General features: G+C 44.5%; 16 protein-coding genes. 5 read left to right on the top strand and 11 right to left on the bottom strand.

Annotated features, from left to right (window positions below):
• Window positions 1-15: 15 nt before the first annotated feature.
• Together argH and ABD894_RS26720 are read right to left on the bottom strand one after the other, a co-directional pair.
• On the bottom strand, window positions 16-1,350 hold the full coding sequence (argH, locus tag ABD894_RS26725; protein ID WP_345214166.1) for an argininosuccinate lyase: 1,335 nt from the start codon (window positions 1,348-1,350) through the stop codon (window positions 16-18).
• A 52-nt stretch (window positions 1,351-1,402) separates the two neighbouring features.
• The gene (locus ABD894_RS26720) at window positions 1,403-1,933 is read right to left on the bottom strand and encodes a GNAT family N-acetyltransferase (protein WP_345214165.1); all 531 of its coding nucleotides are present in this window, start codon (window positions 1,931-1,933) and stop codon (window positions 1,403-1,405) included.
• 98 nt (window positions 1,934-2,031) lie between these two features.
• Here ABD894_RS26720 and ABD894_RS26715 point away from each other — a divergent pair, with 98 nt between their 5' ends.
• Complete coding sequence (locus ABD894_RS26715; protein WP_345214164.1) at window positions 2,032-2,457, top strand: hypothetical protein; 426 nt, start codon at window positions 2,032-2,034, stop codon at window positions 2,455-2,457.
• A gap of 1 nt (window position 2,458) precedes the next feature.
• Window positions 2,459-2,917, top strand: a complete 459-nt coding sequence (locus ABD894_RS26710) for a hypothetical protein (protein WP_345214163.1) — start codon at window positions 2,459-2,461, stop codon at window positions 2,915-2,917.
• A gap of 166 nt (window positions 2,918-3,083) precedes the next feature.
• Here ABD894_RS26710 and ABD894_RS26705 read toward each other — a convergent pair whose 3' ends face one another.
• Complete coding sequence (locus ABD894_RS26705) at window positions 3,084-4,148, bottom strand: M20 family metallo-hydrolase (RefSeq protein ID WP_345214162.1); 1,065 nt, start codon at window positions 4,146-4,148, stop codon at window positions 3,084-3,086.
• A 128-nt stretch (window positions 4,149-4,276) separates the two neighbouring features.
• Between ABD894_RS26705 and ABD894_RS26700 the strand changes: the two genes are divergently transcribed.
• Both ABD894_RS26700 and ABD894_RS26695 read left to right on the top strand, forming a co-directional pair.
• Complete coding sequence (locus ABD894_RS26700) at window positions 4,277-5,155, top strand: diiron oxygenase (protein ID WP_345214161.1); 879 nt, start codon at window positions 4,277-4,279, stop codon at window positions 5,153-5,155.
• A 48-nt stretch (window positions 5,156-5,203) separates the two neighbouring features.
• Complete coding sequence (locus ABD894_RS26695) at window positions 5,204-5,344, top strand: hypothetical protein (protein WP_345214160.1); 141 nt, start codon at window positions 5,204-5,206, stop codon at window positions 5,342-5,344.
• Window positions 5,345-5,516: 172 nt separating this feature from the next.
• On the opposite strand, the gene trxA is transcribed toward ABD894_RS26695, so the two are convergent.
• The 5 genes from trxA to ABD894_RS26670 all read right to left on the bottom strand — a co-directional run bounded on the left by trxA (window position 5,517) and on the right by ABD894_RS26670 (window position 10,152).
• On the bottom strand, window positions 5,517-5,813 hold the full coding sequence (trxA, locus tag ABD894_RS26690) for a thioredoxin (RefSeq protein WP_345214159.1): 297 nt from the start codon (window positions 5,811-5,813) through the stop codon (window positions 5,517-5,519).
• A 27-nt stretch (window positions 5,814-5,840) separates the two neighbouring features.
• A complete protein-coding gene (locus ABD894_RS26685; RefSeq protein WP_345214158.1) occupies window positions 5,841-6,158 on the bottom strand; it encodes a hypothetical protein in 318 nt (105 codons plus the stop codon).
• Between the two features lie 28 nt (window positions 6,159-6,186).
• Window positions 6,187-6,660, bottom strand: coding sequence for a ferritin-like domain-containing protein (locus tag ABD894_RS26680; RefSeq protein ID WP_345214157.1), 474 nt, complete (start codon window positions 6,658-6,660; stop codon window positions 6,187-6,189).
• A gap of 62 nt (window positions 6,661-6,722) precedes the next feature.
• A complete protein-coding gene (locus ABD894_RS26675) occupies window positions 6,723-7,094 on the bottom strand; it encodes a response regulator transcription factor (RefSeq protein WP_345214156.1) in 372 nt (123 codons plus the stop codon).
• 61 nt (window positions 7,095-7,155) lie between these two features.
• A complete protein-coding gene (locus ABD894_RS26670; RefSeq protein ID WP_345214155.1) occupies window positions 7,156-10,152 on the bottom strand; it encodes a PAS domain S-box protein in 2,997 nt (998 codons plus the stop codon).
• Window positions 10,153-10,571: 419 nt separating this feature from the next.
• Here ABD894_RS26670 and ABD894_RS26665 point away from each other — a divergent pair, with 419 nt between their 5' ends.
• Window positions 10,572-11,747: a GAF domain-containing sensor histidine kinase gene (locus tag ABD894_RS26665; RefSeq protein ID WP_345214154.1), complete on the top strand. Its 1,176-nt coding sequence runs from the start codon at window positions 10,572-10,574 to the stop codon at window positions 11,745-11,747.
• Between the two features lie 43 nt (window positions 11,748-11,790).
• On the opposite strand, the gene ABD894_RS26660 is transcribed toward ABD894_RS26665, so the two are convergent.
• The 3 genes from ABD894_RS26660 to ABD894_RS26650 all read right to left on the bottom strand — a co-directional run.
• Window positions 11,791-12,012, bottom strand: a complete 222-nt coding sequence (locus ABD894_RS26660) for a PspC domain-containing protein (RefSeq protein WP_345214153.1) — start codon at window positions 12,010-12,012, stop codon at window positions 11,791-11,793.
• 1 nt (window position 12,013) lies between these two features.
• Window positions 12,014-13,300 carry a DUF2851 family protein gene (locus ABD894_RS26655; RefSeq protein WP_345214152.1) on the bottom strand — a complete coding sequence of 429 codons (1,287 nt, stop codon included), beginning with the start codon at window positions 13,298-13,300 and terminating at the stop codon, window positions 12,014-12,016.
• A gap of 623 nt (window positions 13,301-13,923) precedes the next feature.
• On the bottom strand, window positions 13,924-14,111 hold a 188-nt coding region (locus ABD894_RS26650; protein ID WP_345213428.1), incomplete at its 5' end, for an integrase core domain-containing protein.

The raw sequence follows: 14,111 nt of genomic DNA, 5'->3' as shown, positions 1-14,111 counted from the left end.
TAAACACTAAACAAGTTATTTTACCAGCTTACTTACAGCTTCTTCGGTTTTAGTAAAGTTGAAATTACCCAATAGCTGGTCAAAAGCGGCGGTAATGTATTCGTTACCCAAATTACCTATGCTACCCTCGTGGGTATGGTTCACGGTTTTATCGGGGTTAAAATTCCCTTCTTCAATGGCCAATCCTACTTGTTTATACGCGTCGCGGAAAGGTACGCCGTTCAATACCTGCCTGTTCACCTCTTCTACACTAAACAGGTAAGCGTATTTTGCATCGTTCAGGATATCTTCTTTAACAGTGATGTTTTGCAGCATAAAGGTTGCCATGTGCAGGCAGCTCTTCAGTTCGGTAAATGCCGGGAATAATAATTCTTTCAGCAATTGCAGCTCGCGGTGATAGCCTGATGGCAGGTTGGTAGTCATCATGGCTACATCGTTTGGCAGCGCTTGCAGGCGGTTGCATTTACCACGCATAATTTCCCAAACATCGGGGTTCTTTTTATGCGGCATAATACTGCTGCCTGTGGTGAGCGTATCAGGGTAGCTTACAAAAGCGAAGTTTTGGCTCAGGTAAAGCGCCTGATCCATAGCCATTTTGGCCAGGGTTGCCGCTATTGACGATAATGCCTGCGCAATAATACGTTCGGTTTTACCACGCCCCATTTGCGCGTAAACAACGTTATAATTCAGACTCTCGAAGCCAAGCAACTCCGTAGTTAAAGTACGGTTAAGCGGGAACGACGAGCCATAGCCGGCCGCCGAACCTAAAGGATTTTTGTTGGTGATCTTATAAGCGGCCAATACCAGCTCCAGGTCATCGGCCAGGCTTTCGGCATAAGCGCCAAACCATAAACCGAACGATGACGGCATCGCTACCTGCAAATGCGTATAACCGGGCAACAGCACATCTTTATGTTTCTCGCTTAATTCTATCAACTGGCGAAACAGTATTTCGGTTTCGTTAACCACCTGTTGCAGTTCGTGCCTGAAAAACAATTTCAGGTCGACTAAAACTTGGTCGTTACGTGAACGGCCGCTGTGTATTTTTTTACCGGCATCGCCAATGCTGCGGGTAAGCAGCAGCTCAACCTGCGAGTGTACGTCTTCTACATTATCTTCAATAACGAAGCTGCCATCCTCAATAGTTTTATATATTCCTTTCAACTCATGCTGAACCAATGCCAGATCATCGGCACTAAGCAAACCAATGCTTTGCAGCATTTGGGTATGCGCCAGCGATCCCAATACATCAAAAGCAGCCATCTGGCTGTCGAACTCACGGTCGCGGCCCACGGTGAAACTTTCTACCAGTTCATTTACATTGGTTGTTTTTTGCCAAAGCTTACTCATGGTGCAAATATAAAATTATATTACAATGCAGATGGCAAGCAATTGCGCGAGATTATCTATCAGCAGAAAGCGCGTATATTACTTCAGGACTATCACCCCGTGGGTTAGGCTTCTTTTCGAATCCAAACTTATTCAACAGGCTAAGCGAACGCTCATTTGCAGGGATAGTGTAAGCTTCAATGGTTTTAATTTTCAATTGATTAAAGCCGTAAGCTATAACCGCCGCGAGAGCTTCTTGCATAATGCCTCTGCCCTGATATTCGGGTAATAACTCGTATCCAATTTCGGCAATGTGATTTGCTTTATCAATGTTCCAGTAAAGTATAGTACCTATCAGTTTATCTTCCCCTTTAAAAGTTATCGCCCAAAAAACAGCCTCGTTACTTTGCGTAACCTCCGAAATTTTTTGAATATGCGCGATGGCATCATCTACCGACGCGGCTTTTTTGCGGCCGATGTACTTGTTCACCTCATCATCAGATCGTAAGGCAAAAATTGCATCGCTATCAGTTATTCTCAATTGACGAAGGATTAGCCGTTCGGTTTGCAATTCGGGAAAAGTGGATAAATCAATTTGAAGCATACAGCAAGTTAGTCAGTTTTAAAATGATTGGCAAATTACTACGTGATTGAAACTTGTATATTAGCAAAAACTAAATCATATATAATTAAGCATTAAATATGAATCAGGCATTAAACTATAGCTGTAAAATTTGGCTGACTACGATATTGGTCGCTCCCTTTTTGGCTATATTAATCGACTACATTTTCAACACAAATTATATTGCATCAAACCCCGGTGGCTTTATACTTGGTAGCATTATATTTGGCGGAGGGATGCTTTCGCCAATAAGTTTTATATGTTTTTACTGCGCTGTTAAGTTTTTAGAAGGTATATCATCAAAAATAATTTTCAAGAAAATTATACTATCATTCTTTGGCATAGCTTTCACATCTGCGCCTTTCTTACTTTTACATTTATTTGGGAGCAGTAATAACAGTGTTGTATACATTTCGTATTGTATAAATGTGGTATTAGGTATATGGGTATTCAATCCGGAGCAAAAAATTTATACAATTGGAGCGCCTTCAAATTTCAGGCTTTAATATGAAATCAGTACTTTCTTATACCATAAAAGTAGGGCTTACCACCCTGCTAATACCTGTGCCGCTTACGCTTGCTATAGGCCTGACTTACATTAAATACATGACGATAACAGCTACACGTAGTTGGAGCTTTAACTTTAATGTAAAGTACGTCGATACTATTGTGCTAACCCTCATTTTTGGGGTAACGCTGTTTTTCACCACACGCCACGTGCTGAAGCTTGGATTATCGAACCGGGATATGAAAATACGGATAGCGCTAAGGACAACCTCACTTACGCTGTTTATTTTTGCTTTTTATTACCTTGTAGTATCTGCCCCTGATACCGTAACTAATTTCCTGCTTACTATTGTGCCTACTGTAATTATTGGTTTGTTGTCTATTTGGTTTTATAAACTAAGGCCGGTGATAGTAGATGAGCAAGCTGAAGTGGAAAGTGCGATTGATCACAGTTTATAATGTTATGGATTGTCACCCTGAGCTTGTCGAAGGGTGCGTTGGTGAAGGCCTCTGCGCACGATCCTTCGACAAGCTCAGGATGACCCGTTTATAAATAAGCACTCCGTATAGCTTAGAGATCGCTTCGCTACGCTCGCAATGACGATAATATATAATTAGCTCGCTTCTAATTGATCTGTTCCAGCATTTTAACGTACAGCTCTATGCCTTCCCGTATTTCATCTACGTAGACAAACTCGTCGGCGGTATGAGAACGGGCGGAATCGCCGGGGCCTACTTTGATCGACGGGATATCCAGCAATGACTGATCTGACGTGGTTGGTGAGCCGTAGGTGATACGGCCTAAAGTTATACCGGCTTGTACAATGGGGTGATTTTTATCTATTGATGATGGCTTTAAACGGATAGAACGTGGTTTTACTTCGCATTTTACATGCTCGCGGATAATTTCCAGTACTTCCTCGTTACGGTACGCGTCGGTCACCCTTACGTCTACCGTAAATACACAACTTGCCGGCACCACGTTATGCTGCGAACCTGCGTTAATAATAGTAACCGACATTTTTATCGGCCCGAAAACTTCTGATTCCTTCGGGAACCTGAACGTGCGGAACCATTCGATATCTGTAAGGGCACGATAAATAGCGTTATCGCCCTCCTCACGGGCGGCATGGCCTGCTTTACCATAACTGGTACAATCCAGCACCATCAAACCGCGTTCGGCTATGGCCAGTTGCATCAGGGTTGGTTCGCCTACAATGCCGAAATCAAGCTTGCCCAGGTCAGGAATGATCAACTCCAGGCCATTAACGCCCGAAATTTCTTCTTCGGCCGTAGTAGCCAGGCAGAAGTTGTATTTAAGTCCCTCCTTTTCGAAAAAGTACAGGAACACCGCTATCAGCGATACTAAACAGCCACCGGCATCATTACTGCCAAGTCCGTAAAGTTTGCCATCTTCAATTTTAGCGTCGTAAGGGTCGCGGCTGTAACCCGAGTTGGGCTTTACCGTATCGTGGTGCGAATTGAGGAGAATGGTAGGCTTAGCCGGATCAAAATGTTTGTTCCAGGCCCATATATTATTAAGCTTGCGGTGGGTTTCCACACCATGTTGTTGTAAAAATTGTTCTATCAGGTCGGCAGTGCGGTCTTCTTCCCTGCTGAATGATGGTATTGATATGAGTTGCTGTAGCAGTTGAACTGCTTGCTGAAACAGATGTTGTATATCGGCCATATTAAATGGGGTATCCCCCTAAGATTTTTTGCAAATGCAAAAATAAGTTTTTTTATCAAGTATACTTTGAGCCAACGTTTAATTAAATGTTTAGTAATTTTGATTTAACAGTACTTTAAAAGATCAGCATGCAAGCATTTGAGGTTGAACGGCTTATAAAAATAAGTAAAGAACGCCCTTTACTGCCCGAAACTTATGTACCCTGGCAGCTGGATCCGGCAGAACAGGATATTTACCTGCCCGAAATACTCCATTCGCTCGAAGGACTTGACATATACAACACCCTGAGCACCCAGCAAAAGCTTGACCTGGGCAGGCACGAAGCCGTGCAGGTAATGTACTCGTATGGCTGGGGCGAAGGTTTATTTTGCGTATTTATGTCGCGCTATATGCTTACGCTTAAACCTACCGATGTGGAGTACCGTTTTTTGCTGCGCGAACTTATTGAAGAGTACCGCCACCAGGAAATGTTTGCCCAGGCCGTGGCGTGCCTGCAAGGCGATCCTTTACCGCCTACCCGCTTCCATAAATTTATTGGACAGTTCAGCACCAAATACTTTGCTGCCGACTACCTTTTTATGGGTAGCGTAGCCATTGAGTTGGTTACCGATACTTACGGCAACTACAGCCGCCGCGAACCACGGATTTATCCTGTACTGAAAAAGGTGTTCGACCTGCATAATATTGAAGAAGGCAGGCACATTCATTTTACCAAATGGTTGCTGGAGCGCTATACAGCCAAGGCAGGATACATCAAGCGATCGGCCTATAGTTTCGTGATATTGTTCAACATTTACTTTTTACGGACGCTGTACGTGAAGAAAGAGATTTTTGAACGGATAGGAATAAAAAACGCCGATGCCGTTTACCAACTCGCATTCAACAATTACAAAAAGAAATTTGCCGATGCCTGCCTGCAAAACATAATCGAATTTGTGGCAAGCTGGGGGGGCTTTAACCGTACCACACGCTGGGCATGGCGCTGGTTATTGAACGCCAAAGTTTAGTTTGGTAATGTAATTATCGACACATATATTAGTGCATAAATAAACGCGATGAACGCTCAATCAAAAAAACGCTTAAAGATTACAGTACTGGCTTTTGCAGTAGTTATTATAATCAACAACTGGCCCGCTATTAAACATGGCTTTACCGATGGTTTTAATGAGGGTTGGAATAGTATTCCTGCTAAGTAACTTTCTGCATTTTTAAATTAACTCACCCCGACTACGCTACGCTGGTCGACCCTCTCTGCTGCGCAAAGAGGGTGAAAAAAAATTTTAAAAAAACCTTCTCTGCGTGGCAGAGAAGGTGGATTGGGCGAAGCGATAATGGATGAGTAAAAATCGATATTACTTAATTACCGCTTTATACGTACTGTTGTATAATTTGCTGAAGCTGCCCGGCCTGTACCACGCCTGATTGTCTCCATTTGGTTTGGCTGTTTTGAAATAAGATGAGCGTGGGCACACTTTGTATATGATAGGCGTTGGCTACCTGCGGGTTCTTGTCCACATCTATCTTTAAAATAGTTACGGCATCGCCCATTGCTTTCTTCAATTGTTCAAGTATTGGCGGCATCATTTTACACGGACCGCACCACTCTGCCGAAAAATCAATCAGTACCGGTTTTTCTGAAGCTATTATTTCCTGAAAGTTTGCCATTATCGTATCTCCTTATCTATCTAAAAATTAAACGTCGGTTTTGCCGGTATGGGGTTCCAGGTTTTTGCTGAGGTTATAACGCAGGTGACCTTCCTCTTCTACCGCTTTTAACAAGCCTTTGTCATACAAACCTATCAATATCTTTTGAGTATTTTGGGTGATAACGGCCATCTCCGTGTCAGGTTCTAACTCGTGCAGTTTTTCGCTCACTTCGGCAATTGTTCCGTTGTTTAATTCGGCCAGCGAAAATATAACTTTATCCTGCCAGCTTTCGGCGGCCTCATATTTATGAGGTACGTGCACAGGCTTAAACTCTTCTATAAATGATTCATCAACCGGATCCATGATCTTAATATTTAAAGGGTGATTGAAATTATGAATTAACGGTAGCATCTCTCAATGCCTTAACAGAATCATGCGCGGTCTTCAATGCATCTAACTGACCGGTGAGCAGGGCTACCACCTTGTCGTCTTCCCATATCAGTTCTTTATCGTCAAGCGCTTTACGGTACCCAGCTTTGATCACGTCCTCCCCCGATTCCACACCCGCTAAAACCGAATGCCTATCCGGCGTACCGAAAACAGATTTAACGTCCGTCCAGGTGTTTGATAATTTACCGGCAAGGGTAGTACCATCGGCAGGTTCGCCGCCTAAAACGTGGATGTAATCTTTCAGCTCGTTTACATTGGCCTTGCTTTGGTCAATATATTCGGCAAACAGGGTTTTAAGCCCGGTATCATCGGTATTTTCGGTCGCTTTTTCTAAACCTGCAATACGGTCGTTATTGGCCTTAATCAATTCGTTAAGACCAACAATCTGGTGTTGTATATGCTGTAATGTGCCCATTTTAGTATCTATTGGTTATATAGATAGTAACAGGGTCGCGGGCTTTATGTTTTTTATTTTAGCTACGCCGATTTTTGGGTAAGCGCTTCTATCTTTTGCAGCAGATCGTTCATTTCGAAAGGTTTAGCCAAAAAATCATTGGCGCCGGCATCCAGTGCCGATTCGCGCACATCCTTGCTGGCCGATATCATCAGCACAGGCATGTGTCTCTTTGATTCATCCTCTTTCAGCTTACGGCATATATCGCGTCCGTCTTCGCCGCTCATCCAAATATCGAGCAACAACAAGTCGGGCAGTTCGCCACTTAAATTTAATACTGATGAGCCATCGCCGGTAGATGTTACCGCATATCCCTCAAACTCCAATAGCATTTCAACCGCGTCAACAATTCCGGGGTCGTCATCTGCAATCATTATCCTCTTTTGGCCTGTCATGTTAATGTTAATTGATCAAATTTATTATATTCCTATAAGCTATAAAAGCTGTATACAAAATTTAGTTGAGCGTGGTTACGGGCAGCGAAAAACAAAAGGTAGATCCTTTGCCTTCAATGCTGTTCACCCACATGCGCCCGCCCTCGCGTTTTATAATTTCTGATGAGATGTATAAGCCCAGCCCAAGGCCGGGGAAAGTATGTTGTTTGCTGCCGCTAACGCGATAAAATTGCTCAAACACCTTATCCTGTTTATTATCTGCTATTCCAATGCCAAAATCCTGTACGCAAACAACAATTTCCTGTTTTTCGCGCCGGGTGCTTACAATTATCCTATCGGCCTGCGGCGAATACTTAATTGCATTGGTAATAAGGTTGGTGATCACCTGGCCTATGCGGTCTTTATCGGTGTAAATTTTCCCGGTTTCGGTAAAATCTTCAACAAGTTTGTGGCGGTGTGTGGTGTGCTGCAAATCAACCATGGTTTCGCGCACCACTTTATTAATATCAAACCACACCTTATTAAACTGCAAACGGCCCGAGTTTATTTTAGTAACATCCAGTAAATCACCAATTAAATTGGTGAGACGGTTTACCTGGGCATCCATACGGCTTACCATTTCGGCTTTGCGCTGTTCGCCCTCTTTTTCGAGCATGGCTCCAAGCACCTGGGCGTAGGCTTTTATACTGGTAACCGGCGTTTTCAATTCGTGACTGGCGATACCCAAAAAGTCGTCTTTTTGGCGTTGCATCTGCTTTTGCTCATCAATGTCGGTATTGGTACCAAACCACTTTACAATTTTACCGTCGCGCGTAAAAGGCAGTGCCCTGGCTAAATGCCAGCGGTAAATGCCGTCGCTTCCCTTCAGCCTGAATTCTACCTGGAACGGACTGCCGCTTTGTATGGAGTGCAGCCAGGCCTTTGTAGTTGGCAGCATATCATCGGGGTGTACAAAGTTTTGCCATATATCGGCAAGTTCGCCCTCGTTATTACCAAAATAGTCGATAGCTCGCTGGTTTACGTAATCGAGGTCGCCGTTTACGGTAGCCGTCCATAACTGTACGGGCATAAAATTGTTCACAAACTCAAACTGGCCAACCTGTACATTCAGTTCTATATTGCGCTCCTGCAATTGCTGCTCAATGAGGGTATATTCGGTAACATCGGTACATGAACCTATATAACCGGCAAAAGTACCGTCGCTATGGTATTGCGGGTTACCTGTAGCCACGCACCAGCGGATCTCACCATCCTTACGGATCAACCTGAATGAAACCTCGTAATGCCGGCGTGCCGCCAGATCGCCGATGAACTTTTTCGCGGCTATTGCCCTGTCTTCTGCTACTAAAGGTTGCAGCCAGCCGTCGCCCATTACTTCGTCGTTAGTTTGGCCTGTCCAGTCGAGCCAGGTTTGGTTGGTATAAATTATCCTGCCCTCCCTGTCCGACATCCACAGCGCCGTTGGCGACGCGGTGGTAATATTGTGCAACAGGTGCTGACTATCCTGCAAGGCTTTCTTATCGGCAATTTCCTGCCGCAAATCGCGCGCTATGGATGCCCTGCCCTGCGCCTTACCGGTCAGGCTATCGTACACCAGCATGCTGCTACCCTCAACAGGGATGGCTTCGCCGGTTTTGAAGTGACGATAATCAACACGGCCTGTCCACCGGCCTTCTTCCAGCAATTGTTTATTTATTTCATCTTTAAGCCTCTTTATTTCATAAGGCATAATAAACTGACTGTTATGCCCCAAATTGGTAGTGTTGGCATCAATACCCAGCATGGCCCTGCCTGTGGCGTTAACATAAGTAACGGTACCATCCAGTTCGGAAAGGCTTACAAAGCCGCTGCTGCTATCAATTAACGCGAGCAGTTTATTACGTTCGTTATTGGCGGCAAGCTCGGGCCTGAGATCGCGGTTTACCGATGCCAGCGCTATAGGCGTACCAGAAATTGGCCCATCTATTCGGAATGAGTTAATAAATACCGGGATGGCTTCGCCGGTAACAAGGTTACGGTAACGCATCCTGCCCGACCATTTACCCTTACTCATCAGCGCGGGTATTATCTCCTGCTCCAAAACAGGCACATCTTCCGGAAAGTAGATCTTACTGGCATGCAGCGGAGCGTAGTTTTCATCATCGGCAATGCCTAATAGCTGCAAACCTGCTTTGTTTATATAATTGATATTGCCGTCTAAATCGGCGGTACAAATAATGTCGTCGGTATTTTCAACCAGCGCGGTTAGGCGGCGCTGCTGCTTTTGTTCGTTTACTTCGGTGCTGATATCGCGGGCTGTACCTGCAAAACGATAGGCAATGCCATCACTGTTAAAATAGGCCTTTCCCTCGCACCGTAACCAGCGGATCTTACCATCGGCAGCACCTATTGTACGAAATTCCACCCGGTAATCGCCACCCGACGCAATATCGAGCGCGGTTAGTACCGCTTTGTTTACCCGCTCTACATCGGCAGGGTGCATGTGTTTTAAAACGCCCTCATAACTTATATGATCGCCCTTGGGGAAACCGTACAGCTCTTTGCATTTTTCATCCCAGGTAACTATATTATTGATAGGGTCGAGATCCCAGGTGCCCAGTTCTCCGGCCCTTAAGGCAACACGGGTGCTTTGCTCACTTTCGGCAAGTTTTCTGCGGGTGAGCGCCAGCTCGGTAACATCGGTAGCGGTATTTAAAATAGCCCATACCCTGCCATCTTTATTTTTAAGGCCTTTGTAGGTAAAGCTGAAGTAAAAGCGTTGCAGTTTGCCATCAATCAAAAAATCAACCGCGTCTTCGTCGGATTGGTAGGGGATGCCGGTAGTATAAACATCATCAAGCAGCTGATGAAAGGGTTGGCCTTCCAGTTCGGGCAGTGCCTCGCGTAAAGTTTGGCCAATAATGTTGCCCTTGCCCCATATATGCAGCATGGCATCATTGGCCAATTGTATACGCATTTCGCGCCCTACATACAGGCCCACAGCCGTAGGCGATTCCTCAATTAACGTACGGAAAATGCTATCGTTATTTAGCAGATCAAAGTCCCGTTCGTTATCCATCAGCAAGTAAAATTAACCCCATAAAAAGTTACCCTGAATATTTTTTGTTAACAATGTATAATACCTGAAACAGCAAATTGTTTTAAGTTTTTCAAATTATATTTTAACGACAAAAACCGAACGTTATACCTAAATAATTTACCTTGAAATCTATCAATTGGCCGCAAACAGCAAATAAATAAAAATCGGCTTACCGGCATACCCGCATTTTTATTAAACATTACGTGCAATACCTTTTGAGCCGTTTACTATTAACCAACACAATAATAAAATTAACCTATATAACATTTAAGCACCACCCATCGTATAAATTGTAATATCAGTTAACCAGCCTCTCCTAATTTCAATTGTAACATTTTTGTTAATATTCTTTAGTACATTTGGGAGTGATCCCCCTATTTAACCAATAACTATAAAAAATGAGAACCGCCGGTTTTCCGAATAACGAGCAGAAACGCCTGCAAGAACTTTATAATATTGAACTGTTAGACACCCCGCACGAAAAGGAGTTTGACGACATAGTGCAGCTGGCATCAGACCTGTGCGATATGCCTATATCGCTTATTAGTTTGGTTGATGCCAACAGGCAATGGTTTAAAGCACGTGTAGGGCTTGATGTTGATGAAACCAACCGCGATATTTCTTTTTGCAGCCACGCTATTTTGCAGGATCATTTATTTGAGGTGCCCGATGCTAAAGAGGATATCCGCTTTAACGATAACCCGCTGGTGATTGATAACCCGGCAATAAGGTATTATGCCGGTGTGCCGCTGGTTACCAAGGCCGGGAACAGGCTGGGCACGCTATGCGTTATTGATAAAATGCCCCGCATGCTTACCGAAAAACAACGCAACGGTTTAAAGGTATTGGCCGATAACGTGATCAAGATAGCGGAACTACGCATCAAGAATAAACACCTTAATTATCTTACCCAAACGCAAAAACGCATTATATCTATACTGGCGCATGATGTGCGCAATCCGCTGGCTTCTATTAAATCGGTAATAGAATTCAGGCGGGCCGATATGCTCGACGAGTATGAGGCCGCCGAAATGATGGGACTGGTTGAGGTACAACTGGATAGTACCATTGATATGATTGAGAACGTGGTGAACTGGGGCGAAATGCAGCTCAAGTTCGATATTCTGAACTTCGAAAACATTCACCTGCACGACCTGATCTGCAATATAGCCGATTCGCTTACCCTGAACAGCCATAGCAAGCATAACCTGATAGTGAACGATATTCCGCAGGAGTTTACTGTGCGTACCGATAAACGGGTGATTGAGTTTATTTTGCGCAACCTCATTAGCAACGCCAATAAGTTTACCGAGAACGGCACCGTTACCATTACCGCTAAAACCGATGCCCACCTAACCACTATTGAAGTAGCCGATACCGGCGTAGGCATGCTGCCCGAAAAAGCCGCCGGTTTGCTCAACGGCACCAACAGCAATACTACCGAGGGCACCCGTAACGAAAAAGGCAATGGCTTAGGCCTGATGCTGGTAAAAGAGTTTGTTGACCGCATGGGCGGCAGCATGACCATAGAAAGCACCGTTGGCATAGGCACAAAGTTCACCCTAACGGTTTAAAACCCTTGCAAAAATTGTCGAGATAAAACTGAGCTGATTGTTTTTAGAAATCGGTTAAACGGGTACGTTTGCGTTTAACGTAATTGCGGATATCAAGCACAATACCGGCAAAGAAATAAAAGATAAGCGGGAAACCAACCGCCAAAAAAGATGAGTAGATAAAGAACAGCCTGATCTTAGCTATTGATACATTAAAACGCTCACCAAGGTAAGTGCATACCCCAAAAGAGTACCGTTCAAAAAATGTAATTATCCGCTGTAGCATATCAGGCCAACTTTAGTATTTTATTACCAACGCCGCAATCGAGGCATTTCTTATAATTGCAGTAACTATTTTTTAGTTCCAGCAAACCCTGCGATTCAAAGGCGTTGTTTATTTTCACCCCTAAGGTAGCAAAATCCCCTGTAATATTGTTCTTTTCGGCAGGTAAACTTTCCAACAACTTTATAGCGCGGCTAATGTAGTAGCCCTGCTGATGGTGCCTGCCATAACTAAACAAAAACAACACCACCGTATTCATTAACAATAAGTTAACCGATGCCTGCCCCAATTGTTTTGATGACGGTGCAGATTCGGTATCGAAACGGTAATGGGTTTCCCAGTACTCATTCACAGTTACGTCGGCAAACAGCTTGCGCAGGCCATCCACCTCCTTTATCTCCAAAACCTTGCTCAATAAATGGTTCGACCGGATGATGAGCGCCGCGAACTGCGCCAGCCTGATGGTAGGAAAATTTTGCGGGCGCAGGCGCATAAACTTCCAAAGGTGGTTTTCTACAGGTTTTAGTTTGTGTTTCTTTTGCAGAAAGCTGTATTCTGCCTTTAGTTTTAATGGATATTCATCTTTAAAATCGCCCTCTAAAAACCCGGCCTGTCCAAAAATGAGCGCCTCTATTTGCAACGCATAATTTTTATGCTTCGCCAGGATGATCTGCGGTAGCGATTTCGCCATCAGTTCAAACGGCAGCGCGTTAATTTTGAACCCGAAGTTGGCCGCCAAAAAACGATAAAAGGTTTCTTCCCAATCGCCACGGTTAAGCGTTAGTGCTGAAATAACCGTTTCCGAACGCTTCTCCAAACGTTCAATCATAATGCGCGATAGCCAATTGTGCATGGTTAAACCATCAACCAAACCAATGCTGGCTTCGCAAGGGATCACCTGCTGATTGCCGTATACTAAATGATGATAGCGGTTGTACAGCACCTCCGGGATGCGGTCTTGCAGTTCGAGCGTTGGGATGCGCCGTCCGTTGGGTAATATAACCGGCTCATCGTCGCGGTACACCACGTGCAGTATTACATTGTCGTAAGCATTATCGCCAGCATGGCCATGTTTTTGCCAGTCGGACGATTTAAGGTGCAGTTCTACATTGCCCGCCCAAACGGTATCGCCAATGCGGATGCGGGCGGTTTGAAAATCGGGCCCGGCATCCTTGTTATGCAGCCCTGCCGAAAACACTTCTATCTCTTCGCCATCAACAGTTCGCAGATCGGCACGTTCAAACAACCTGAATTTCCATACGTAATGCAAAAAGTCTTCGGTAAAAAGCATGAAGCAAGATAATTATTTTTTGAGATGCAGGGTATCTGTTTTAAGTTAGATTCTATATTATACTTTTCATCTTTCCGGTTATCGATTCGGAGTATTTAATTTCGTTAGGCTTTGAAGGTAAAATAACGTAAACCGAGTATTTGATGCTTTACAAAATATCGTCACTGCTGCGAGGTACGAAGCAATCTCTACGTATTCCGGATAGCGTACCTCCAACTATCGTCATTGCGAGGAGGAACGACAAAGCAATCTCTAAACTACACAGGGCGACTGTGCTGTAATCTACGTCAGTCTGCTCATTGCCGCAGAGGCTACTACTTTTGGCTATGCCCCAAAAGTAGCAAAAGGTCATATCCAGCAATAGGCTTCTTTGCCGCACGAGGCCATTACCCTGCAAATCGTGCAGAACTTGGGGCTGGAACTTTTGCCCCGCCCCGCTATTCCTCCCCACATGCAACAAGTTCGCAATGCCCGCCTTTGCGCTCTGGCCCAACGCAGTTCTGCCCGCTTTCGCCCGAAGCTGTTTGCTGACGTGAACTTCGCATATACTTGGGGTTGCGCCTGTCTTAGAAAACCGTGTCATTGCTGTAAGGGTTTATTAATTCGAGGACAGATTAGTTGATTTATGATTTGTTGTTTAGGGTGATCATATCGATAGGTTTTTTGCCTCCAATACCTTGATGTGGTCTTTCCCAGTTATAGTACACCAGGTATTGTACCAGCTCATCTTCGAACTCTTCAAGGCTGTCAAAGTCGGTTTCTTCGATGAGGTCTTCTTTGAGTGTTCTCCAGAAGCGTTCCACCTTTCCAT

This window comes from Mucilaginibacter gynuensis, assembly GCF_039541195.1.
Taxonomy (GTDB): domain Bacteria; phylum Bacteroidota; class Bacteroidia; order Sphingobacteriales; family Sphingobacteriaceae; genus Mucilaginibacter; species Mucilaginibacter gynuensis.
The sequence above is the reverse complement of the archived record's forward strand: the minus strand, read 5'-3'. Positions and strand labels throughout refer to the sequence as shown.